The 22,430-nt window shown below is 61.2% G+C and carries 19 protein-coding genes and 1 tRNA gene; 6 read left to right on the top strand and 14 right to left on the bottom strand.

All coding sequences use genetic code 11. The features are described from left to right. The 5 genes from DW136_RS09040 to DW136_RS09020 all read right to left on the bottom strand — a co-directional run. The coding region (locus DW136_RS09040; protein WP_147351653.1) for a hypothetical protein at positions 1 to 858 on the bottom strand (858 nt) is incomplete at its 3' end. Then, positions 859 to 1,908 (bottom strand): hypothetical protein, encoded by a 1,050-nt coding sequence (locus tag DW136_RS09035; RefSeq protein ID WP_118289464.1) that lies wholly within the window; start codon positions 1,906 to 1,908, stop codon positions 859 to 861. Between the two features lie 293 nt (positions 1,909 to 2,201). After that, positions 2,202 to 3,506, bottom strand: a complete 1,305-nt coding sequence (locus DW136_RS09030; protein ID WP_118289463.1) for an ATP-binding protein — start codon at positions 3,504 to 3,506, stop codon at positions 2,202 to 2,204. Between the two features lie 212 nt (positions 3,507 to 3,718). Beyond that, positions 3,719 to 5,749, bottom strand: a complete 2,031-nt coding sequence (gene bilR / locus DW136_RS09025) for a bilirubin reductase, long form (RefSeq protein ID WP_233546559.1) — start codon at positions 5,747 to 5,749, stop codon at positions 3,719 to 3,721. Positions 5,750 to 6,202: 453 nt separating this feature from the next. After that, positions 6,203 to 6,279: transfer RNA gene (locus DW136_RS09020), tRNA-Met, on the bottom strand. Between the two features lie 196 nt (positions 6,280 to 6,475). Between DW136_RS09020 and DW136_RS09015 the strand changes: the two genes are divergently transcribed. After that, complete coding sequence (locus tag DW136_RS09015; RefSeq protein ID WP_158565210.1) at positions 6,476 to 7,249, top strand: type III pantothenate kinase; 774 nt, start codon at positions 6,476 to 6,478, stop codon at positions 7,247 to 7,249. Between the two features lie 105 nt (positions 7,250 to 7,354). Here the strand turns inward: DW136_RS09015 and DW136_RS09010 are convergent, their stop codons facing one another. From DW136_RS09010 to DW136_RS08995, 4 genes are all read right to left on the bottom strand, one after another. Beyond that, complete coding sequence (locus tag DW136_RS09010) at positions 7,355 to 8,551, bottom strand: ATP-binding protein (RefSeq protein WP_117743660.1); 1,197 nt, start codon at positions 8,549 to 8,551, stop codon at positions 7,355 to 7,357. Between the two features lie 252 nt (positions 8,552 to 8,803). Further along, positions 8,804 to 9,505 carry a hypothetical protein gene (locus DW136_RS09005; RefSeq protein ID WP_118289461.1) on the bottom strand — a complete coding sequence of 234 codons (702 nt, stop codon included), beginning with the start codon at positions 9,503 to 9,505 and terminating at the stop codon, positions 8,804 to 8,806. After that, on the bottom strand, positions 9,506 to 11,236 hold the full coding sequence (gene folP, locus DW136_RS09000; protein ID WP_118289460.1) for a dihydropteroate synthase: 1,731 nt from the start codon (positions 11,234 to 11,236) through the stop codon (positions 9,506 to 9,508). A 95-nt stretch (positions 11,237 to 11,331) separates the two neighbouring features. Next, positions 11,332 to 12,084: an NAD-dependent protein deacylase gene (locus tag DW136_RS08995; protein WP_117776603.1), complete on the bottom strand. Its 753-nt coding sequence runs from the start codon at positions 12,082 to 12,084 to the stop codon at positions 11,332 to 11,334. A gap of 135 nt (positions 12,085 to 12,219) precedes the next feature. Here DW136_RS08995 and DW136_RS08990 point away from each other — a divergent pair, with 135 nt between their 5' ends. Continuing rightward, entirely contained in the window at positions 12,220 to 13,038 is an 819-nt protein-coding gene (locus tag DW136_RS08990) for an exodeoxyribonuclease III (protein WP_118289459.1), read from the top strand. Positions 13,039 to 13,573: 535 nt separating this feature from the next. Here DW136_RS08990 and DW136_RS08985 read toward each other — a convergent pair. The 4 genes from DW136_RS08985 to DW136_RS10220 are packed head-to-tail and all read right to left on the bottom strand — an operon-like array spanning position 13,574 to position 16,925. After that, positions 13,574 to 14,287, bottom strand: coding sequence for a DUF6580 family putative transport protein (locus tag DW136_RS08985; protein ID WP_118289458.1), 714 nt, complete (start codon positions 14,285 to 14,287; stop codon positions 13,574 to 13,576). 4 nt (positions 14,288 to 14,291) lie between these two features. After that, complete coding sequence (locus tag DW136_RS08980; RefSeq protein ID WP_118289457.1) at positions 14,292 to 15,935, bottom strand: ABC transporter ATP-binding protein; 1,644 nt, start codon at positions 15,933 to 15,935, stop codon at positions 14,292 to 14,294. Further along, on the bottom strand, positions 15,935 to 16,822 hold the full coding sequence (locus DW136_RS08975) for an energy-coupling factor transporter transmembrane component T (protein WP_233546558.1): 888 nt from the start codon (positions 16,820 to 16,822) through the stop codon (positions 15,935 to 15,937). The genes DW136_RS08980 and DW136_RS08975 overlap by 1 nt, the downstream gene beginning before the upstream one ends. Beyond that, positions 16,791 to 16,925, bottom strand: a complete 135-nt coding sequence (locus tag DW136_RS10220) for a hypothetical protein (RefSeq protein ID WP_255413365.1) — start codon at positions 16,923 to 16,925, stop codon at positions 16,791 to 16,793. Before DW136_RS10220 ends, DW136_RS08975 begins: the two co-directional genes overlap by 32 nt. 96 nt (positions 16,926 to 17,021) lie before the next feature. Here DW136_RS10220 and glmU point away from each other — a divergent pair, with 96 nt between their 5' ends. Together glmU and DW136_RS08965 are read left to right on the top strand one after the other, a co-directional pair. Then, positions 17,022 to 18,434 (top strand): bifunctional UDP-N-acetylglucosamine diphosphorylase/glucosamine-1-phosphate N-acetyltransferase GlmU, encoded by a 1,413-nt coding sequence (glmU, locus tag DW136_RS08970; RefSeq protein ID WP_118289455.1) that lies wholly within the window; start codon positions 17,022 to 17,024, stop codon positions 18,432 to 18,434. A gap of 193 nt (positions 18,435 to 18,627) precedes the next feature. Continuing rightward, positions 18,628 to 19,614 (top strand): ribose-phosphate pyrophosphokinase, encoded by a 987-nt coding sequence (locus tag DW136_RS08965; protein ID WP_022094252.1) that lies wholly within the window; start codon positions 18,628 to 18,630, stop codon positions 19,612 to 19,614. Positions 19,615 to 19,707: 93 nt separating this feature from the next. Here DW136_RS08965 and DW136_RS08960 read toward each other — a convergent pair whose 3' ends face one another. Then, positions 19,708 to 19,911, bottom strand: coding sequence for a hypothetical protein (locus DW136_RS08960; RefSeq protein WP_117655732.1), 204 nt, complete (start codon positions 19,909 to 19,911; stop codon positions 19,708 to 19,710). 155 nt (positions 19,912 to 20,066) lie between these two features. On the opposite strand from DW136_RS08960, the gene DW136_RS08955 reads away from it, so the two are divergent. Together DW136_RS08955 and pth are read left to right on the top strand one after the other, a co-directional pair. After that, positions 20,067 to 21,194 (top strand): hypothetical protein, encoded by a 1,128-nt coding sequence (locus DW136_RS08955; RefSeq protein WP_118289454.1) that lies wholly within the window; start codon positions 20,067 to 20,069, stop codon positions 21,192 to 21,194. Positions 21,195 to 21,545: 351 nt separating this feature from the next. Continuing rightward, complete coding sequence (pth, locus tag DW136_RS08950; protein ID WP_197032170.1) at positions 21,546 to 22,175, top strand: aminoacyl-tRNA hydrolase; 630 nt, start codon at positions 21,546 to 21,548, stop codon at positions 22,173 to 22,175. The last annotated feature ends 255 nt before the right edge of the window (positions 22,176 to 22,430 follow it).

Raw genomic sequence — 22,430 nt, 5'->3', positions numbered from 1 at the left:
ATGAATGTGGGAGGTGTTCGGATAAAGTCGATAATCAAGGGCTATCAGGTAGATCACGTCGGTCTCTTTGGTGCTCTCGTCCCACGAAAGCTTGATGATAAAGTTAAGCGTGTCATTGCCAGTCGAGTTGTCGAGCGTCTTGGCGTTGAGCTCGCCTTTTTCGAATACCTTGTATCGGTAGAGCGGGCGCGCGTTGCGCTGGACGTTTTGATAGTCCTTGAATGTAGGGTCGCTTGCGCCGGGGACCGGCACGGCTGCCGGACCGTCGTTCTCCTTGTTGATATATTCGAAGCTCGTCAGCAGGTTCTCTCCGGTTGCTTTCCAGCTATAAGATTTGCCGCCTGCGGTACCGTTCACGTCAGGCATCTGGAGCGCAGGCGTGTTCTCGGCTTTATACAGCTCGATAGTGAGACCCGTAATGTTGGTCGTATTCGCAAGCTGCAGCTCAAAACCATCGCCGCCCGTCTGGACACAAAACGGGCGCATGAGCGTCACCGTGTTGCCGGTCTTGGTATCGCCGTATTCGGGGTTGTAGCTCAGGTCGACCTGCTCTGTTGCCGTAGCGTTGGGGCCCAGCACCTTGAGCTCTGCCGGCTCCTTGATCTTGCCGACGGTGGAGCCGCGATTGGCATCGACGAACCATCCGAGCGTCAATCCCAGCAACACGAGAAGCACGGCCACCAGACCCACGATGGCCAGGGATTCGCGACGGTGGTCGCTCACCCAAGCCTTGATGCGCTCGATGCGGCCAGCCGGACGCGCTTCGCCGTGCGAGCCGAACCCGTTGCCGCCGGGGTTTGCCGCTCCTTCTTTGTGTTTGATATCGCCCTGCTCGCGGGCATTAAGCTGCTCGTCCATTTATTTATCCGCCTCCTTGGCGGTGAAGCGCACGCGAATGTACTTGACGTTCTTGCCGATAATCTCGTCGGCGTTGTTGTAGTAGCTGGCGCAGGTTTCCACATCCGCAGAGGACATGCCGGCTCCGACAGGCGGAACCGCGCTAGGCGCCTGACCTGGCACGCTCGTGCTATCGGCGCGGAAATAGCGCGCGTGGTTATTGTTGATGTCGCCGACGAGGGTTGTGTATCCCCCCTCGTCGCCTGTGTTAGCGAAAAGGTTGCCACCGTAGCCGGCGTTGCCCGTGTGAACATAGCTCTTGAACTGCTCCGGCCAAATCCAGTAGAGGGTTTTGGTGACGGTTTCGGTCGTGCTATTTGAGTCCGTAGCGTAAAAGCTCGACTTTGGGATGGTAAAGCTCTGCGTAATGACGGTGACGCTGGCCCCGTCCTGGGTCACCGTGGTGGTCGTGGGGACCAGCGGATTCGAGTAAAAGCCAGAGGCGTCTTTGCCCTGAAAAACGAGGATATGACCGCGCACCAAATCTTTAAGCGAGTTGATGATCTCTTCGTTTTTCGATGCATCCGCAGCAGTGCCGCCCGTGCCCGCAACGCTCGTCTGAACAGAAATTTCCCAGGTCATCTCCACCGTGATATCGTGCAGGTCATTGCAGAGCGGCCTGACGTTGAGCTGGAGCTGGCCGGCCGACCCCGGAGAGAGACCGCCATCGGCGCTCATGTTATTGAGGTTGAAAAGATTGTTCACGGCAAGGCTTGTACTGTCCGACGCGTAGTTGTCCTGAGTGTCGTACTTACCCGCCGTGCCGCCCTGCGTTCCCGAGAGCACAAACCGCGGGCCCTTCGCCGCGATCGTGCTCCCCGTGGCGCTCACTCGGTTATTCGCGGCAAACCAGGCCAGGCATGCAAAGATGGCAACGATGGCGGCCAGCACAAACAGACCGCTCACCAGGAAATCCTTCCAGAAATCCTTGAGGGTCCGCACATGCTCGTCGGCAGCTTGGCGGTACTCGGCCGCCGTCTTGTGCTGCTGGAGCTCGCTATGTCGGTCCATGCCACTCATCGTTTGCGTTTGCCCTGCTAGCGGGCGTGCCATCCTTTCCGCTCGGTCGCGTTTATCTGTTGTTCGCAGGTAGAGAATTCAGGCAGAATACAACACCATACGATAAGGTAAAAGAATAGCATTGACCTGCGGTTTGCTCCACAACGCAAGCCTTAATGATGTCTTAAAAGTCAAATCCTTGGTGCAAGGGGGTCAGGTTACTTCGCACCAACATGGTGCAAACAAACCTGACCCCCTTGCACCAATCCGTAGCGCCGGGCGGAGAACACACGGCGTGGCGCCCCTTAACGCCCCAGCGCGCGCACGGGTATCACGTAGATACCGTCCTCGACCTCGCGGGCGTACTCACCCACCCCCACAATCACGGCCATAAACTCCGGTTCGCGTGTGCGTGAACGAGGATTTCCACAGACCTTCTTGCGAACGCGCTTGAGACTCTCGACGCCGGCGCTCGCTTTATCTTCACTTACCTTAATCTCAAAGGCGGCCCACCGTCCATCGGCTAGCTGCACGATGGCATCGCATTCAAGGCCCGAATCGTCGCGATAATAGCGCACGGGCGTGCTATCCAGCAGGTCGAGCGAACGTGCGTAGACCGAAAGATCGCGTATGACCAAATTCTCAAACACCAGACCAAATGTCTGCCAGTCGGCAAGCAGCGCCCGCGAGGACATACCTAGCAAGGCGCAAGCAAGGCTCGGATCTGCCAGATAGCGCTTGGGCTTGACGGTAAAGCGCCGTTTGTCGCGCGCGGCGGGAACCCAACCGGGGACCTCCTCGAGAATGAACATACCTTTGAGGGCATCCAGGTACCTACGCACCTTGGTCTCGTCGGCAAACGCTGCGGGCTCCTCCTCGGCACCGAACATATCCATAAGAATCATTTTATACGTGGCTGCCTGTCCCAGATTGCGCGCGATCGATGCGGAGACTCGACGAGCAATATCGGGGTCGAGACCGACCGCCGGGAAGCTGCTCGAAAACGTGGTGTTGAGATATTCGCGGGCGATGAGCTGGGCGTCAGCCGAAACCATATCGATCGCCTCGGGCCAGCCGCCGCGGCAAGCGGCTTCGACAAGCCCCGGCGTATCGCCATTGCACCGACAGGGCTCAAAACGATGCTCAAACAAGCCCGCCAGGCTCACCTTGCCGTTGGACTCACCTGTCTCGGCAAGCGTCATGGGGTGCATGCGAACGCGGCCGATGCGGCCGGCTCCACTATGCGCGGGCGTCTCCGCCTTTGAGCCAAACGCAGGCGTGGCGGAACCCGTGAGGATATAGGCGCCGCGCGTACCCCGGGTGCGGTCAACCTCGTGTCTAACGTAGTCCCAGATCTGGGGAACGCGCTGCCACTCATCGATAATATGCGGACGGTCTCCCAGCAACATCATCGCCGGATCGGCACGCGCGAGGTCGAGATTCTCGTCGACATACGAGGCGGACGCCCCGTGCTCAAGCGCGGCCCACGTCTTGCCGCACCACTTGGTGCCCGCAATCTCGACCGCGCCAAAGACGCGAAGGTAGCGTTCGATTTGCGCATCCACGATACGCGGGATGTATCCGTCCCGATGTAGCCTCTCGCCCGCCATGAGCCACCCCCGCAGATTTCCAGGTCCTGCTTTCTGATTCTTCTATTCCACTGTAGCAAATTCGGATTTTCGGGTGGTTGCGATTCGGATTTTCGTGTTTTAAGTATTCGGATTTTCTGAACCAGCTGGTCAGTTGGCGCCCTCATTGGCAAAAAGGCGGGGAGCGCCGATACGGCACTCCCCGCCCACTCAATACGCGATAGCTTTCTTGCTTAGAGCTCGTTGGCCGCGTGATACGCCGTGCGAATGGCGCTCGCAATGTCGGCGGTGCGCTCGCCCGAGCAGTCGCCCACGCAGGTCACGGGCACCGTCACGCCGTCCAGGTCAAACGCGTTGGCCTTGGAGCCTACGGCCATCACCACGTAATCGCAGGCGATCTTCACCGGCTCCTCGGCGCCGTCCTCGGTGGTGCGAATGGCCTCCACGCCCTCGTCGGTAATGGCGGTCAGGCGGGTCTTCACGTGCTGTTCCACGTTGTGGGCGGCAAAGTCGCTCATGATCAGCGGCAGAATGGTCTCGGACTCGCCCGCGGCAATCTTGTCGAGCATCTCCACGATCTCCACCTCGCAGCCGTGCTGCAGCAGGTGCTCGGCAGTCTCGGTGCCCACCAGGCCACCGCCAATGACAGCGACGCGGCCGCTGAGCTCCACCTTGCCGGCCAGCACGTCCCAGCTCGAGACGACCTTCTCCGAATCGGCACCCGGAACGGGAATGACCACGTCGTGCGCGCCCACGGCCACAATCGCGGCGTCGGCGGCGTTGAGGTCCGCGGGGCTAGCGGCGTGGTTGAGCTCAACCTTCACGCCCAGGCCGGGCAGAATCTTCTCGTAGTACTCCACCGAGCGCATGATCTCGTCCTTGCGCGGAGGCGCGGCCGCCAGCACAATCTGGCCGCCCAGATGGTCGCTCGCCTCGTAGACGGTCACGTCGTAGCCGCGCTTGGCCGCCACGCGCGCGGCCTCCAGGCCGGCAATACCGCCGCCCACCACGGCGATCTTCTTGTCACCCTCGCCCGGCTTAATGGCGACGGTCGCCTCGTCGCCGTTCTCGGCATTGAGCACGCACGAGATGTACTGACGGTTTTGGATCGCGTCGACGCAGCCCTTGTTGCAGTTGAGGCACTCGCGGATGGGCTCGCCCGTGGCGGCCTTGAGCGCAATATCGGGATCGCACATGAGCGAGCGGCCGTACGCGACGATGTCGGCCGAACCGTCTTCCAGGATCTTCTCGCCCGCCTCGACCGAGACAACGCGGCCGACGGTTGCCACCGGCACGGAGACCAGGGCCTTGACGCGCTCGGCCACGGGCAGCGTCCAGTTGTAGGGCATGGCGCCCATGGGCGGAATGGTGTCGCCCATGTTGCCGGTGTGGTTTGCCTGCGCCACCTGAATCATGTCGATGCCGGCGCCCTCGAGCAGCTTGGCGAACTCGCAGGCCTCATCGGGCAGCAGACCGCCCTTGCCGCGCGGCGTGCCGTCGGGGTTCTCCATGATCACGGGGAGCTTGTACTCCACCATCAGCTGCGGTGCGGCTTCCTTAATGGCGGCGACGACCTCCAGCGCATAACGGACGCGGTTCTCGAACGAGCCACCGTACTCGTCGGTGCGCTGGTTGAGGATGGCGGAGCACAGCGAACCCACCAGGCGGTCGCCGTGGACCTCGATGGCGTCGATGCCAGCCTGCTGCGCGCGGGCGGCCGAGGCGGCGATGGCCTCCTTGATCTGGGTGAGCTGCTCCACGGTGGCCTCGTTCACAAAGTGCTGCATGTCGTGGTGCAGCTTGGCGTAGGCCTGCTTGCGAATCTCGTTGGACTCGGCCATCTTGGCGGCAAAGGCCTCCTCGTCGCCGGCGGCCTTGGCCTCCTGCGCGGCTTTCGCAGCGGCCATGGAGCCCATGACCATGCGGCCGACGCCGGGGACGTCGTACTCGGGATGGAACAGCTGCAGGGCGATCTTGGCGCCGTGCTTGTGGACGGCGTCGGCCAGCGCCTTAAACGTGGGGATCTGGGCGTCGGTCGCCAGCTTGGGCGTGGGGCTTGCGGTCATAACGGGAGCAACGTCGCCAATGACGATGTAGCTCACGCCGCCACGGGCCAGGCGCTCGTAAAAAGCCAGGCTGCGCTCACCGATGGAGCCGTCGCGTTCCTCGTAGCCGGTGGTAAGCGGCGGGAACATAATGCGGTTTTTGAGCTCAAGGGGGCCAACCGTAATGGGTTGAAGCAGCTTGGACGCAGGTGTGGTCATGGACATTCCTCTCTTGTAGGCGCGGCGGCGATGATGCCGCGTAGTTGTCTAGAGGATATGGCATGGAGCCACAGGGGCGCAACGGAAATCGGCGGATAGCAGGTGGCGGCGGGTGGATGGGGATGGGCGGGGCGGCCCGTCGGTTTATCTCAATCTGTAACAGTTACGCGGCAAAATCGGGTCTTACTGTTACAGATCGAGACAAACGGGACCCGCCTGCTAGAAAATCTCAATCTATAACAACAACTCGGCGAAATCCGTCCCTCGTGTTATAGATTTAGACAAACGGGACCCAATCCACCGGTATATCTCGATCTGTAACATCTAGCCGCCCAAATCGGGTCTAGATGTTACAGATCGAGATCTTTGATTGAGAGGTTGGGAATTGGACCGAAAACACGGTCCCGGAATAACAAAAAAGCTCGCCGGCTAGGCCGACGAGCTGCAAGTTCTTGGTCGCGGGGGCAGGATTTGAACCTACGACCTCCGGGTTATGAGCCCGGCGAGCTACCAGACTGCTCCACCCCGCAATGTCTGGGCGCCTCATGTGCGCAAGAAAGAATATTACGCGGGAGTTCGGTAAACGGCAAGGAAAATCTCGTAGAGCATAATTCCTTCATATTTAAACCCCTCAGCCCCTATCACCGTAAACGAATCGCGGCCGAGCGCCGTCGACGGCGCGTATACAATGGTGCGCGTCCTTTTATGCCAACACTGGGAGTAGACATGCTGCTCGCTATCGATATGGGAAACACGCAGACGGCCATGGGCCTGTTCGACGGAGACGAGCTGGTGCAGTCGTGGCGCATGCCCACCGACCGCTCCTATACCGCCGACGAGATCCACGTGCGCCTGATGGGTTTCTTTAAGATGTACGGCCTCTCGCTCGATGCGGTTGACGCGATCGCCTTTGCGGGCGTGGTGCCGCAGCTCTCGCGCGAGTGGCACGCCGTGGCCGACCGCATTGCCGCAGACGCCATCGTCATCGGGCCGCAGACGGCCGCCGTGACCAAGCTGCGCGCGGCGCGTCCCCAAGCCGTAGGCGCCGATCGCGTCGCTAACGCCGTTGCGGCCGAAACTTTCTACGGCGCGCCGGCAATCGTGGTGGACTTTGGCACCGCGACCAATATCGACGTCATCGATGAGGACGGTTATTACATTGGCGGAGCGATCGCGCCGGGCATCCGCATCTCCATGGACGCGCTTGCCGCCCGTGCCGCCAAGCTCGCCAGCGTGCCGCTCGAGGCGCCCGAGCATGCCATCGGCCGCGATACCGAGGAGTGCATCAAGGTCGGCGCCGTGGTGGGCGCTGCTGCCATGGCCGAGGGCCTGGTCGAGCGCATGAAGCGCGAGCTGGGCCGCGAGGATGCCACCGTTATCGCCACGGGCGGTCTCGCGGGCATCGTCGCCGATTCGACCGATGCCTTCGACGTGGTCGACGGACAGCTCACCATCAAGGGCATCTGCGAAATCTACCGCCGCATGCAGGAGCTGGGGTAAGGCAGGGGCTTAAGTCGAGCACGGGCGCGAGCGGCGGACTAAGCAATGCATCGGTCCTATTCCTCAAAAACGAAATTTTTTCAGTTTTGAGGAATAGGCTTTCTGCTACGCCTCGCCGCACAACCACCTCGCCAGGTCCACGATCTGCACTCCGTCGCGATCCGTGGCCTCGTGATGCGTGCGGGCGAGAATCATCTTGGGATACGCATCGCCAATGCTCAGCAGTGGCGAAATCTCGCGTTCAAATGTCTTATCCGAGCTGATGTCGTCGCTCACCTGAATGTAGAGTTTCTCGCTCCGCTTGATTGCTACAAAGTCTATTTCCTTTTTATAGAGCACGCCGACGTATACCTCGTATCCGCGACGCAGCAGCTCGATTGCCACCATGTTCTCGTATACGCGTCCCCAATCCATATCACGTGTACCAAGAAGCGCATATTTAAACGCATGGTCCGCCAGATAGTACTTCTCGCCGCTCTTAAGGTATTTTTTGCCGCGAATGTCGTACCGACGAACTTTATAGAAGGCAAACGCATCGCACAGGTACCCCATGTACGTGCCGACCGTCTTGTTCGTAATCTTTAACCCATCCGCATTTAATGCATCAGTAATGTTGCGTGCCGACGTAATGTTGGAAACGTTGTCCATCATGTAATCGGCAATGCGCAGCAGCGCCGATTCGTTTCTCACGTTATGCCGCTGCACGATATCTCTCACAATGAGCGTCTTGAAGACGTTGGAGAGATATTGATAGCGCTGCTCCTGCAGTGGATAAGGGTAAGAGCCGGACATACCGCCGGTTCTCGCGTACTCATCGAAGTCGCGGTCGACCTCGCCCTCGTCGCCATAGAGACGATACTCCTCAAACGAGAATGGGAAAACCTCGATCTCGAACGTACGCCCCGTAAAGAGCGTCGACAGATCGCTCGACAGCAAAAAGGCATTCGATCCGGTAATGAATATGTCGTACTGCTCGGATGCGTGAAGGCTATTGATCGCACGCTCAAAACCGTCGCACATCTGAACTTCATCGATAAGCAGAAAGTTTTGTTTGCCGGACACTCGATGCTCTTTTACATAGGCGAGCAGCGCGTGATACTCGAGCAGGTTCTCGAACTCATCGAGGTTGTAGTTGATATGGATGACATTCGAATTGGACAGATGTGCCTCCACGTAATCGCGGAGGGCCTCGAGCAATTTTGATTTACCGCTACGACGGATGCCCGTGATGACCTTGATGTCCGGCACGCCAATAAGACTCGTCAACGTGTCCATATATGACGTTCTATTGATGAGTTTCATCGGGGCCTCCTCGCGGTCTTTTATCGCTATTCCTCAAAACTGAAAAATTTTCAGTTTTGAGGAATAGGCTCTATAGCGAATATACCTCGCAAAAGACCGAGCCGCCTTAATCCTATTCCTCAAAAACGAAAATTTTTCAGTTTTGAGGAATAGGGCGCTGGCAACCCATTCCCCAGATAGGCGAAACCCTCCCCGGCACAGGCCGAGGAGGGTCTTGTTGTCATGTCTATCTTTGGGCGCGAACGCCCCGCGTTACAGCCCGCGAATCCGTACGGCCTCGGGCGGAAACTCCTGCTCGCCGGCATCGGTCTTGATGGTCGCGCGGCCCCAGATGTCCAGGCCCGCAAACACACCGACCGCAAGCGGCAAACCGTTGGGCGACACCGCCGCAACCTGACGACCCAGCAGCGGCACCATATCGAAGTACTCACCCAGCACCGGAGCCAGCGGGCCGGCAGCGCCCTGTGGTGTGTTGGCGGCAACCGCCCAGGTGTCCACGCGGGTCAGCACGGCGGTGGCCAATGCCTCGACCAGCACCTCGTCGGCCATATCCACGCCAAGCTCGCCCAGCGCCGCACGTTCAATATCAACCGTCACCGCGGCAAACATGCCCGCAGCACTGGCACCGCCGTTCACGGCAACACGCGCGAGCGACGTCTCAAACGCAGGCGCACCGCACACGATATTGCTCGGCCACTCAATGCCCACCTTGCCGGCAAGGCCCAACCCCGGCGTCGAAGCCGTGCCCACGAGCGCGTCCATCATGCCCATCGCGGCCACAAACGGCAGGCCGTGGAAGGCATGCATGTTCACATCCGGACGCACGACCAGCGAAAACGTCAGCGAAGCATCGCCCACGCTCCACGCGCACCAGCCCGCGGACACGCCCTCGCGACCCGCGTCACGCGCCGCGTCGAGCTCAGTGGCAGCGACTACAGCGTTCATCTCGATCATCTACATACGCCCCAATTCACCCACGATATGGCCCACGCGATCCTCGGGCTCCTTGACCTCGACGCCGTTGTAGCGGAAGAACCGCGCCGGGTCGTGCATCAGATCCTCGAGCGGCACCAGCACAAAGTCGCGCTCGCCGATCAGCGGATGCGGCAGGCGCAGCTTTTTGCCGCCGTGGGTCTCGCCGTCCATCCACAGCAGGTCCAGGTCGATGGTGCGCGGACCGTTGGCCTTGGCCTTTTTGGAGCGGTCGCGGCCCAGCTCGGCCTCGATCTTCATGAGCTCGTCGAGCAGCACCAGCGGCGCCAACTCGGTCTTGATCTCGATGACGGCGTTGGCAAACGCGTCCTGGCGCGTCTCGTAGGCCGGCTCGCTCTCGTAGATCTTGGAGGAGTTGGACACGCAGGTAAGTGGAATCTCGGCGATCATGTCGCGTGCGGCGCGGATGTTGTCGCAGCGATGCCCCAAGTTGGATCCCACGGCCACAAACGCGCGGCGCGGCTGCGGCTTGGCAACCGCCCAGTAGCCGTTCAGGAACTGCGCAAAGCCCGCGGCGTCGTGCACGCGCACGATGTTGGCGCCGGCCTGGATGGCGCCCAGGCACACGCCAAACGTAGCGGCATCGCGCTCGGCGGCCTCGGTCACGCCCGAGACGGCGCCCACAAAGCGCTTGCGCGATACAGCGCACATGAGCGGATAGCCCAGTGACGCCATCTTGGCAGTCTCACGCTGGATGACGATGTCCTCGTTAGCCGACTTACCAAAGCCCGGGCCAGGATCGATGCAGATGCGGTCGCGCGACACGCCGGCGTGGATGAGCGCGCGGGCCTGGTCGGACAGAAAGCCCATGACGCGGCGCATGATGGGCGCCGAATCGGGCAGGGTGAAGCGGCGGAGCTGCGAGGTGGGCACGTAGGCCTCCTCGCGGCGGGCGCTGCGGCGCATCATGGCGGCCAGGCGGTCATTGGACTCCGATGCGGCCTCGGTGGCCTCGGGCGCGGGCGCGACGGTCTCGGCGGCAGCAGCCTGCTCGGCGGCCGGCGTCTCCTGCTCGCTTGCAGGCTCGGTCGCGGGCTCCGGATCGCCAAACGGCAACGAGGGCTGCACCACGCCGCCCGGAAGCTTGGCCTCCGGCTTAGGCTCGCCCAGTAACTTGCCGCGACGGCGGCGAGCCGGCTTCTCAGCCTCACGCGCGGCCTCGGCAGCCGCCTCGCGCGCCTTCTCGGCAACAAACGCCGCAGCCGAGGTATCGAGCTGCACCGTTGCGTGCGTGCGTGTAGGCGCGGCGACCTCGCCGGCATGCATCACGATGACGCCGCAGGTGCTCGTCTTAACAAACTCGACCATCTTGGGGTCGGTGAAGCCCGTCACGTCGTTGACGATCGAGGCGCCGCAGCGCACGGCCGCCTTGGCAACCGCCACGTGGCGCGTGTCGATCGAGACGATGGCGCCCTCTTTGGCCAGCGCGCGCACCACGGGCAGCACGCGGCGAGCCTCCTCGTCGGGATTAACCGGGGTAAAGCCGGGGCGCGTGGACTCACCGCCCACGTCGATGATGTCGGCGCCGGCGTCAAGCATCGCCAGGCCGTACTCGATGGCGGCATCCGGGTCGAAGTGCTCCCCGCCGTCGCTAAACGAATCGGGCGTCACGTTGAGGACGCCCATGATGCGCGGACGGTCAAAGCTGAGCTCATACTTTCCGCACCGCCATGTCTTGCTGTCGTTCGCCATGAACATCCTCCTAAAATGCCCACGCCGCCGAGCTTGGGGAGCTGGCGGCGGGGTCGCTTTGCAATCAGTCTTTCTATTGTATCCGCGCACACGGGCTAGAACGCAAACGCGGCCGCGATGTCGCAAGAAATCAGCAGGTCGGCATTTGCATCCTGATCGGTAGGCGCCAAATTGCAAATGGCCAGCGTATCGCCAGTAAAGTAACGCGTAAGGCCTGCCGCCGGATACACCACGAGCGAGGTCCCACCCACAATGAGGGCATCGGCCGCGGCAATGGCGGCAACGGCACCGGTCAACACATGCTCGTCGAGCGGCTCTTCGTAGAGCACCACATCGGGCTTGATGCGACCACCGCACGCGGGGCACACGGGCACGCCCGCGGCGTCCTCGTGCTCGCGCGAGCAAATCCACTCGGCGCTATAGACCGCGCCGCACGACTGGCAAATGTTGCGATGGACCGATCCGTGCAGCTCGAACACGCGCTGCGAGCCCGCCATCTGATGCAAGCCGTCGATGTTTTGCGTCACCACGGCATCAAGCTTGCCGGCGCGCTCCAGCTCGGCCAGCTTGGTGTGACAGCGGTTGGGCTTAGCGTTAAGCGCGATCATCTTGGTGCGGTAAAAGTCGAAGAACTCGGCCGGATGTGTCTCATAAAAGCTATGCGAGAGCATAGTCTCGGGCGGGTAGGCAAACTGCTGGTGATACAGGCCGTCCACGCTGCGGAAATCGGGGATGCCACTTGCCGTGGAAACACCAGCGCCGCCAAAGAAGACCACGCGCTTGTGGGTGTCAAACAGATCCGCCAGCGCGGCGGACGCCTGCCTGGGGTCCGATATTGCCTGCGTCATATGAGCCCTCCGTCCTTGTTGATCGGGCGGCGTCGGGCGATGTCCCAGCATGCGACCTTTAAGTCAGCATGCGCGGAGCCCACCCCGCCCCTGTTGCGCTAATCTTAAGCCTGCCAACCCCGTCGAAAGGACACCATGCCTCAGACTTACACTTTCGCCTCGTGGAACGTCAACGGCCTGCGCGCCGTGCTCAAAAAGGACCCGAGCTTTATCCAGATCGCGCAAGAACTCGACGTCGATATCCTGGCGCTGCAAGAGACCAAGTTGCAAGAAGGCCAGGTCGATATTGACCTGGCCGGCTATCACCAAACCTGGAGCTACGCCGAGCGTAAAGGCTATTCGGGCACTGCGGTCTTTAGCCGCCAGGAACCGCTGCGCGTGCTGCACGCCGACGCACTGCTACCCTACGCCGGCGAGAACGAGGCGGCCGTACTCGTCGCCCAAGCCGCAACCGAGGGCCGCGTCTGCGCGCTGGAGTTCGACAAGTTCTGGTTTGTGGATGTCTACACTCCCAACGCGCAAAACGAACTCGCCCGCATCGACGTGCGCATGGCCTGGGACGATGCTTACCGCGGCTTTTTGAACGCGCTCGAGCGCGAGACCGGCAAACCCGTCGTGACCTGCGGCGACTTTAACGTGGCGCACGAGGAGATCGACCTTAAGAACCCCAAGTCCAACCGCGGCAACGCCGGCTTTTCGGACGAGGAGCGCGGCAAGTTTACCGAGCTGCTCAACGCCGGCTTTACCGATACCTGGCGCGCGGCAAACCCCGACGTCGAGGGCGTCTACAGCTGGTGGAGCTACCGCTTTAATGCCCGCAAGAACAACGCCGGCTGGCGCATCGACTACTTCCTGGTAAGCGACGCAATCGCCGACAACGTACGCGACACCGGCATCCGCGGCGACATCTTCGGCAGCGACCACTGCCCCGTCACCCTCACCCTAGAGCTCTAGCCCCAACTAATCCCCTGGGGACGGAGGAAAAGGGATCATTTTCACCTCGCGAGGGCATCCACGCGGCCCGCTTGTCACGAAACTGGCCCATCTACTACGTTTAAGCCACTACCCTCAACCACAGCGAACAACGCAAAAAGAAAACCGCAGGTAGAAAGCCTGCGGTTTTTCATAAAACGCGGTTGTGTTTGGGGGTGTCGGGCCAAACGTAGTAGATAGGCCGATTCCGTGGCGGGCGGGTTCAGCTGATTCCCTGGGAACGTCTGGAGGCGAAAGAAAACGGATCAATTTGGCTCTCTGAGGGCCACGATGCCCGTCGTATCAGCCGGCTATTTCAAAACTATGCCGGTTTACGGGGCTGAATCGCGAACCCCCAACCATACGCAATTCCGAAATAATAAAACCGCAGGTAAACGGCTTGCTCTATTTCAAAGATAGCCGGCATGGTCTGCTTGTGCCAATCTGGCCCCGTAAACCGGCATAGTTTTGAAATGGCGCTTCGGCAGTATTGATTCCCGCCCCGGCGTAACCAACCCTACAGCCCGTATTTCACGACGACTCGGTTGATGCGGCGACACCAAGGCTTGTACAGGGCGACCAAAAACACGCAGGTCGCAAGGCCGTGCGTGATATCGAACGGTACGGCGGTGGCAAGACGCGCCATGGCACCCGCCCACGTGAGCGGCTGTACAAACCCAATGATGTCATACGCGTTGATCACAACGCCGTACAGCAAACCCGAAGCAAAGCCGTAGATCAACAGCGCCGGCATACGCACGGTGCCATCGGCGCGATCAAAAGCGCCGGCATGCGCCAGCGCACCGCCAACGTATCCCACGAGCCCCCAGGCATACATCTGCCACGGCGTCCACATGCCCTGTCCAAAAAAGAAATTGCTGGTCAGCGCCGCCAGCGCGCCAACCATAAAACCATTGCGGCAACCAAGCGTCGCCCCCGCGATAATGGCGATGGCGCTCACCGGTTTAAAGTCGGGAATGGGGCCAAACAGAATGCGCCCCGCCGCAGCCAACGCCGCCAGAACCAGCGTTGGCATAATCTGGCGTAAGCCCGGGCGCGACGCCTCGTAGCCCGCAAAGAACAGCGCAAGCACCAGCGCCACCACGACAAGCATGGCGAGCGCCGCCTGCTCAACGCCCGCCAGCAACGCCGCAGCCATCACGGCTGGCACCGCCAGCAGCAGCGGTATCTCCAGTTTTGCGAGTAGGCGCACGATGCGATAATCCGCCATCCCATCACGCCCTATAAAACACGTTGTCGGCAAAGAAGTCGGCCGGCGGCTCCATGCAGGCAATCTCGCCATCGAACATCATGGCGATGTCGTCGGCGACCTGCTCAGCAAAGTCCAAATCGTGCGTAGCCATGATGACGGTGCCGCCAGCCTTCGCATGGTCACGCAGGGCGCGGGCGATGATGCGGCGGCTCTCCAGGTCCAAGCCCTTCGTGGGCTCGTCAAGCAGCAGCAGCTCGGGGCCAATCAGCAGCAGCTTTGCCAGCGCGAGCAGCTGGCGCTGTCCGCCCGAGAGGTCGTAGGGGTGACGCGTCTCCAGGCCGTCCAATCCCAGTTGCGCCGCACGCTCCCGCGCCAAGTTCTCGTCATATCCGCAGGTCGAGGCCCATTCCATCAGCTCATCGCGAACCGTCTCGGCAACCAGCAATGCTTTGGGATTCTGAGGCAACAGCGCCGCCGAGGCCGCTCCGCGCACCATGCGGCCGCGCTGCAGCTTGGCGGTCTTGGCCAGCACCGAAAGCATCGTCGACTTGCCGCAGCCGTTTCCGCCCACGACTGCATGCACCGCGCCAGCCGAAAACGACGCATCGAGCCCGCGCAGCACCCAACCGCCCGCGCGATCGTAGCGAAACCAGCCTTCCGACAGGGTGGTAGCCGACCCAGCGTGCATTTTTTGGAGTATTCTGCTTCCATTCGTGCGCGGGAAGGCTTCCGAGCCGTTCTCGAGCAACATTTGCGCCACAAATTCGGACGATTTGTCCAATTCCGAACTTCTTTTCGCGCTCGATACGTCCCCGAGCGGCTCCAGAGAGCCCAAATTGTCCTCACGCCTGCTGAATACTCCGTTTTTTGCACATCGGATGGCACCCCCCCCCAACATGTCATCGGAAAACAGCGATTCTCGGCGTCCCAAAGAAGCCGTATCCGCCACCTCGCGCACGCGACCGCCCTTAATCCGGTACGCACGCGTCGCGTATTCGAGCATCGGGCGTGGCTGGTGCGTTGCCACAACAACCGTGCAGCCCAGCTCACGATTCACGCGAAACAGCGCGTGCAGAAAATTCTTCTCGGCAACGGGATCGAGCTGAGACGTGGGCTCGTCGAGCAGCAGCACACGCGGGCGCAGCGCCAGGACGGCCGCCAACGACAGCAGCTGCTTGCGTCCGCCCGAAAGCGTATCGGTGTCGCGGTGGAGCCAATCCTCCAACCCAAAGAAATAGCTGGTCTCGGCAACGCGACGGCGCATCTCGTCGCGCGACATGCCTAGGTTTTCCAGGCCAAAGGCCATCTCGTGCCACACGGTCTCGCACACAATCTGGTTCTCGGGGTCCTGAAACACGTAGCCCACGCGCTCTGCGGACGCCCGAACATCCATGTCGGCAACGCTCTCGCCCAGCACGAGCAGTTCGCCAGTGCGCTCGCCCGCCGGAGCGATCTCGGGCTTGAGCAGCGACAGCAGCGTCGACTTACCCGACCCAGTACCACCAACGAGCAGCGCAAACGCGCCTTGGGGAACAACCCAGTCGAGCCCCTCGAGCACTGGCGCCTCGGCCCCGGGGTAGGCAAAGCGCAGACCCCGCACTTCAATCGCCGGCTCATCCGAGCCGCGCACCACGCCCATCATCATGCTCCCGTCCAACCGAGTCATCAGCCAAACCTCTTCTCGTCAATCGCGTACAGCACGCAGGGCAGCGCCATCCACGCGGCGTACGCGACATAGCCCAGCCACGGCGCCGGCACCGAAAGCTGCGGGTAAAACGAATACTGCGTCGTCGCGGTCCATGCCACCGCCACCGCGGCAGCACCAAACAGCGCGAGCCCGACCAGCGCGGCAACATCGCCGCGTCCCAGCCGATACCGCGCGTACGTCGTGCGACGCGCCGCGGCGCCCCACCCACGGGAGCGCATGGCGTCCGCGCGCTCCAGCGAATCTTCCATGCCCCAGCCCATCAACACGCTCGATGCCCGCAGGCGCAAGCGCACGGGGTCGGCTGGCGCGCGCCCCGGCACATCAATCGCGTCCTGCACCGCCAGCACCGTGCGGCCGCGGCGCAAAAACTGCGGGATAAGCCGCATGCACATCGAGATCATGAGCGCGAGCACCGGCGCGGCGTTACCCAAAAGCGCAAGCACCTTATCGTATTCGAGCATCGACGCCGCAGCCTCAAACCACAGCACGCTCGCCACAAACAGCCCGCCCATGCACAGGCCGTATACCATGCTCTCCAGATACACCGCGCGCATGCCAATACGGAACAGCTCCGTCGAGCCCGAGGCGCTAAACAACGGATTGAGCACCGCAATGATCAAGATCACCGGCAGCTGCCAGCGAAGTGCGCCCAGCGTGCGGGCAGCCCCACGCGTCGCAAATCCATACGCCAGCCCGCCCGCAAGCGACAGCGCAATCAACACCGGTTGCATCGAGAACATGGTAAGCCCCAGCGTCAGCACCATATAGAGCGCCGGCACCGCCGGGTGCGACATCGAGAATGCCGCGATGGGCTCACTGGCCGATTCCTCTCGCGTGATGTCCACGGGCACCCCCATCCCCTCGCTCAAACGCCAACGCCGCAGCGCCGCCGGCTCCATACACAACCAGCGCAAACGCCACGGCGGCGACACCGACATCGGCCGCCATGCACCAATCGTTACGCGCTCATCATATGCCTGCGGTATCATATTGCGCCGTGTATCGTTTCCAAACACACGTCTCTATAACGTAACAGGAGATCACATGGACGCAACCGCAATTATCCTCGCCGCTGGCGAGGGCACCCGCATGAAGTCGAACCACTGCAAGGTTTCGCACAAGATCCTGGGTAAGCCCATGGTCCAGTGGATCGTCGACGCCACAATCAAGGCCGGCTGCAGCCGCGTCGTGGTCGTCATCGGCAGCCACGCCGACGAGATGCGCGCCCTTATCGACGGCGCCTACGCCACCAGCGCCACCAAGGTCGAGTGCGTCGAGCAGACCGAGCGCCTGGGCACCGGCCACGCCGTGAAGGTCGCGCTCGTGGCCTGCGGCATCACCGAGGGCCCGGTCGTCGTGCTCAACGGCGACTTGCCGCTCATCACCGCCGATACCGTCGCCAAGTTCGCACAGACCGTCGCCACCGGCGAGCTCGCCTGCACCGTCATGACCATGACCCCGCCCGACCCCTTCGGCTACGGCCGCATCAAGCTGGGCGCCGATGGTCAGATCGAGCGCATCATCGAGCAGAAGGACTGCACCCCCGAGCAGGCCGCCACGCTGCTCGAGTGCAACGCCGGCTGCTACGCCTTCGACGGTGCACAGCTCGCCGCCCACATTGACGAGATCGGCAACGACAACGCGCAGTCCGAGTACTACCTGCCCGACATGCTCGAAATCCTCAAGGGTCACGGCCAGGCGGTCTCCATCTTCCACTGCGACGACTACCGCGACGGCTTGGGCGTCAACAGCCGCATCCAGCTCGCGCAGCTCACCGCCATCGCGCGCGACCGCATCAACGAGCACTGGATGGCCGAGGGCGTTACCTTCATCGACCCCACGCAGGCCTGGATCGGCCCCGACGCCGCCATCGGCCGCGACACCGTCGTGTGGCCGCAGACGCATCTGATCGGCCACGTCACCGTGGGCGAGGAGTGCCAGCTCGGCCCCAACAGTCGCCTCACCGACACCACCGTCGGCAGCGGCTGCACCATCGACGAGACCATCGCCATCGAGGCCGTCATCGAGAACGGCGTCGACTGCGGCCCGCGCGCCTACCTGCGCCCGGGCACCCACATGCTCGACGGTTCCAAGGCCGGCACGCACGTGGAGATCAAGAAGTCCACGATCGGCGAGGGCTCCAAGGTGCCGCACCTGTCCTACATCGGCGATACCACCATGGGCTCCGGCGTCAACGTGGGCGCAGGCTCCATCACCTGCAACTACGACGGCGTGCACAAGCACAAGACCGTCATCGGCAAGGATGCCTTCATCGGCTCCGACACCATGATGGTCGCGCCCGCCCAGATTGGCGACGGCGCGCTCGTGGCCGCCGGCTCCGTCATCACCGAGCCGGTCCCGGCTGACGCACTCGGCCTTGGTCGTGCCCGTCAGGTAAATATTGAGGGCTGGGCCGCCGATTATCGCCGCCGTCTGCACGAGGACGACGAGGTATAACGTTTTACCAAGCATCTAAGGAGCTGTTCCCATGGGGGCGGCTCCTTTTTCTATGCTGACCTGCGCGGCCGGATGAGTGGTCGGTTCGTGTCCGTTGACGGTAAAGACGTTATCAAGACCCGATTAACCCCGTCGCGCGGTTACAATGCAACAAGGCATCTATATGGCATTCGATGTATAAAGGAGAAGGGTAATGCCGATTAATGATCCCGAGAAGTCGGAGAATATGCGCAAGTCCATCCGCGTGTATTCCGGTTCCTCCAACCGTCCCCTCGCTCAGAAGATTGCTGAGTACCTTGGGGTCGAGCTTTCGGGCCTTACGCTAAAGCAGTTCGCCAATGGTGAGATTTACGCCCGCTACGACGAGACCGTCCGCGGCGCCGACGTCTTCCTGATTCAGTCCGTGGCCGGCGGCAACGTCAACGACATGCTCATGGAGCTGCTCATCGCCACCGACGCTGCCAAGCGCGCGTCTGCCCGCTCCATCACCGCCGTCATCACCCACTACGGCTATGCCCGCCAGGACCGCAAGGCCGGCCCGCGCGAGCCCATCACCGCCCGCCTCGTCGCCAACCTGCTCGAGCGCGCCGGCGTCAACCGCATCATCACCCTCGACCTGCACCAGGGCCAGATCCAGGGCTTCTTCGATATCCCGGTTAACCACCTGTCCGCGCTGCCGCTGTTTGGCCAGTACTACAACGACATGCACTTCGACACCGACAACCTGGTTGTCGTCTCCCCCGATGTGGGTCGTGCCAAGGCCGCCAAGAAGCTTTCCGACATGCTTGGCTGCGACCTGGCCATCGCCCACAAGGGCCGTCCGCGCCACAACGCCGCCGAGGTCATGGGTATCATCGGTGACATCAAGGGCAAGACCTGCATCATCAACGACGACATGATCGACACCGCTGGCACCCTGTGCGCCAACGTCAAGGAGCTCAAGGCTATGGGCGCTGGCGACATCTACGTCTGCGCCACCCACGGCATCTTCTCCGGTCCGGCCATCGAGCGTCTGAACGACGCCCCGATCGTCGAGTGCCTCGTCACCGACGCCATTCCCGTCGAGGTCGGCGGCAAGATCAAGACCATCTCGGTCGCCGAGGAGTTCGCTCAGGCCATCTCCGCCGTTTACCACGAGGAGCCCGTCTCCACGCTCGTCGGCGGCGACTTCGCGCTGTAGTCCAACGCGTATCGCATCATCTTTGATGTTTTTAAAGGGTCGGAAGCTCGCTTCCGACCCTTTTTCTATTCCTCGCCAATCCGCCCTGGATAGTTAGTTCAGATACGTATTTTTTAAAGCTCCAAAGGTCCGTTCGGAGCCTTCTGAGCTCCCCGGCGGATGCCATGCCGCCCGAAGCTCATCGTTTTCGAGTACAACCGCCGCATATATTATCTTCAAATCGCCCTCGAAGGCCCTTAGAAACACCTCGAACGCCCGCCGCCTTATACGTATCTGAACTAACTGTCCAGTAGCCATCGTCAACCTTCTCGGCAGAGCTCAATTTCCTGCAATCCCCTCAACCGATTCCACCGATTTCCTAACACCCGGCCGTTCATGGCGCCCAGCACCCCGCTGAGCGAAAAGAACGGTATGGCGGTCGCATTCTGCCGCCAACTTAGTACGTTATAGCTATGACGACCGTGATTTCACATTTCTCCGCCCTCCGCGCAATTCGTCGCGCACGACGGGCGTACTCTGCCCTACCCTGGAGCTCCATTGATAGTGAACAGCAAGCACAGGCCTTGGCTAGCTGCATTCCCAATAATGACGCGATAGACTTTGGCGCACTTTCGATACTCGACGCCTGGAATGAAGATGATTCCGAGCTGCTCGATCTTCTCGTTTCAAACGAAGGCAACCGACGCCCCGACAAGCGACTTCTTCAGCATATTCTCTCCGCTCCGCTTCCTGAAGGTGCAATTATGCACGTCGAGGCCGACATCTACGCAACGTCTCCTGCCATGACAGCCATGCTTTGTTCTAAAAATAAATCAGTCGCCAAAACCTTGATGCTTCTCATGGAACTGGTCGGAACTTACTCCCTTCCTCCCGGGGCAACATACCCCATTGCCCATGACGACATCTGGCCCAAGGGCGATGGTTACGAAGCGACGGGCGATCTTGATTGCCTGGGCAACCAGTCAGCGGCCGAACAACAGAACGAAACCCGCTATGAACAGGCGCACTACAAATGCGAGCCCGCCACGACCATCGAAGAGCTCGAGGCGGTCGCACGGTTCGCCAAAAGTAGCTCATACGCCTCGTTTCGCACGGCAGTCAAACTCGCCCGGGCTGGATCCGCATCCCCAGCCGAATCCCTAATGTTTGCCGTTCTCGGAGCGCCCATGCGCTTTGGCGGATTCGGATGTTGCAGCCTGCCCATGGGAGGCCTGCAACTCAACCATCGAATCGACTTCGATACTCTTGCGGTCAACATGTCCTCGGGCATCCCCTATGCCATCTGCGACCTATATTGCCCGGCAGCCGGAGTCGACAACGAATACAACGGAATTGGGCATGAGCTTCAAAACGCTCGCATCCACGATGGCAATCGAAATAATGGCCTCAAGGCCATGGGCATCCACGTCCTGGTTATCAATCGCGACCAAATGAAAGACCTTGTTGCACTCGAAGCCTTCGCCCAAACGATGCATCGACTCGCAGGAGTCCGATTCCGGTACCGTATCAAGGGCTATCGCAAGCGTCAGGCCGCTTGGCTCAACGCTCTGCGGGCCGGAACCGGCCTCGCGCCGGTCTAAACGGCGAATCACCCGTGCGCCGTCGAGCAGGGCTGGGCAGTTAGTTCAAATACGTATAAATGGACGCATTGAATTAGACTGTTTTGCAGCTATCTCTATACCATTCGCCCTATTTGAAGGCAGGGTAGACTTCAAAACAGCGCCATATGGACTAACTAAAGCTCCAAAACAACGTATCGGCATTGAATTGAGTAATTCGAGTCCTCAGAACTTATACGTATCTGAACTAACTGTCCACCTCGGATTTCGACGGCCGTCCAAACGCCCCCAAACGCCCTCAATTACCCTCCATTTGACAGCGGCAACAGGGTCGCTCACCATAGCAGGCGACAAATCAACGAAAGGATGAACATGGCAGCTGCACAGCCGCTTAAGATTCGCATGGTTGCCGGGCTTGGCAACCCGGGCGAGGAATATGCCGAGACCCGCCACAACGCCGGCTTTAAGGCGATTGACGAGCTGGCCCGTCAGGCCGGCGTCACGTACTGGAAAAACCAGGCCGGCGCCGAGGTCGCACTCATCAACATCAACGATCCCGAGGAAGAGGGTGGCAAGCGCCAGATCGTGCTGGTCAAGCCGCAGTCGTATATGAATACCTCGGGTGGCCCCATCTCCAAGCTCTGCCGCGAGTACAAGATCAAGGCCGAGGAGCTGCTCGTCATCCACGACGAGCTCGACATCCCCGCCGGTGACGTGCGCGTCAAGGTGGGCGGTGGCCACGCCGGCCACAACGGCCTGCGCTCCATCATCGACAAGATGGGCAGCCGCGACTTTAGCCGTATCCGCACCGGCATCGGCAACCCTCCCGGCAAGATGGCCGTGGCAGACTATGTGCTCAAGCAGCTGCGCGCCCGCGAGGCCGAGGCCTTCCAGGACACCTGCGCCCGCGCCGCCGACGCCGCCGGTCTGGCCATCGTGCACGGCGTAATCTACGCCCGCGACCACGTCAACGGCGCCGCCTCCGCCAACGGCAAGCACTAAAACCTACCGTTTGGGGATGTTTATTTTGGCAGGTTTTATCTGCGGAAACGCCCCGGTGGCCGCATCGCAATAAACCCCGCGCCGCCATACACGCATAACACCCCAAAGGGGGCCGGCCTCATCACAACCCGAGGCCGGCCCCCTTTGCCGTTTTGCCTGATAAAACCGACCAAAATAAACCTACCCCTATTTGGTAGGTCGAAGTGGATAAACCCGGTTGATTTTCAATCTCAACGCAACAGCCTGAACGGGTCC

The sequence above is a fragment of the Collinsella sp. AM12-1 genome (assembly GCF_003472325.1).
Lineage (GTDB): Bacteria > Actinomycetota > Coriobacteriia > Coriobacteriales > Coriobacteriaceae > Collinsella.
Note: the sequence above shows the minus strand (reverse complement) of the source record. Positions and strands in the feature narration are given on the sequence as shown.

Coding starts and splice junctions, on each gene's coding strand:
- DW136_RS09035 (WP_118289464.1), bottom strand. CDS start 1,908: ATGGACCGACATAGCGAGCTCCAGCAGCACAAGACGGCGGCCGAGTAC.
- DW136_RS09030 (WP_118289463.1), bottom strand. CDS start 3,506: ATGGCGGGCGAGAGGCTACATCGGGACGGATACATCCCGCGTATCGTG.
- bilR (WP_233546559.1), bottom strand. CDS start 5,749: ATGACCACACCTGCGTCCAAGCTGCTTCAACCCATTACGGTTGGCCCC.
- DW136_RS09015 (WP_158565210.1), top strand. CDS start 6,476: ATGCTGCTCGCTATCGATATGGGAAACACGCAGACGGCCATGGGCCTG.
- DW136_RS09010 (WP_117743660.1), bottom strand. CDS start 8,551: ATGAAACTCATCAATAGAACGTCATATATGGACACGTTGACGAGTCTT.
- DW136_RS09005 (WP_118289461.1), bottom strand. CDS start 9,505: ATGATCGAGATGAACGCTGTAGTCGCTGCCACTGAGCTCGACGCGGCG.
- folP (WP_118289460.1), bottom strand. CDS start 11,236: ATGGCGAACGACAGCAAGACATGGCGGTGCGGAAAGTATGAGCTCAGC.
- DW136_RS08995 (WP_117776603.1), bottom strand. CDS start 12,084: ATGACGCAGGCAATATCGGACCCCAGGCAGGCGTCCGCCGCGCTGGCG.
- DW136_RS08990 (WP_118289459.1), top strand. CDS start 12,220: ATGCCTCAGACTTACACTTTCGCCTCGTGGAACGTCAACGGCCTGCGC.
- DW136_RS08985 (WP_118289458.1), bottom strand. CDS start 14,287: ATGGCGGATTATCGCATCGTGCGCCTACTCGCAAAACTGGAGATACCG.
- DW136_RS08980 (WP_118289457.1), bottom strand. CDS start 15,935: ATGACTCGGTTGGACGGGAGCATGATGATGGGCGTGGTGCGCGGCTCG.
- DW136_RS10220 (WP_255413365.1), bottom strand. CDS start 16,925: ATGGCGGCCGATGTCGGTGTCGCCGCCGTGGCGTTTGCGCTGGTTGTG.
- glmU (WP_118289455.1), top strand. CDS start 17,022: ATGGACGCAACCGCAATTATCCTCGCCGCTGGCGAGGGCACCCGCATG.
- DW136_RS08965 (WP_022094252.1), top strand. CDS start 18,628: ATGCCGATTAATGATCCCGAGAAGTCGGAGAATATGCGCAAGTCCATC.
- DW136_RS08960 (WP_117655732.1), bottom strand. CDS start 19,911: ATGGCTACTGGACAGTTAGTTCAGATACGTATAAGGCGGCGGGCGTTC.
- DW136_RS08955 (WP_118289454.1), top strand. CDS start 20,067: ATGACGACCGTGATTTCACATTTCTCCGCCCTCCGCGCAATTCGTCGC.
- pth (WP_197032170.1), top strand. CDS start 21,546: ATGGCAGCTGCACAGCCGCTTAAGATTCGCATGGTTGCCGGGCTTGGC.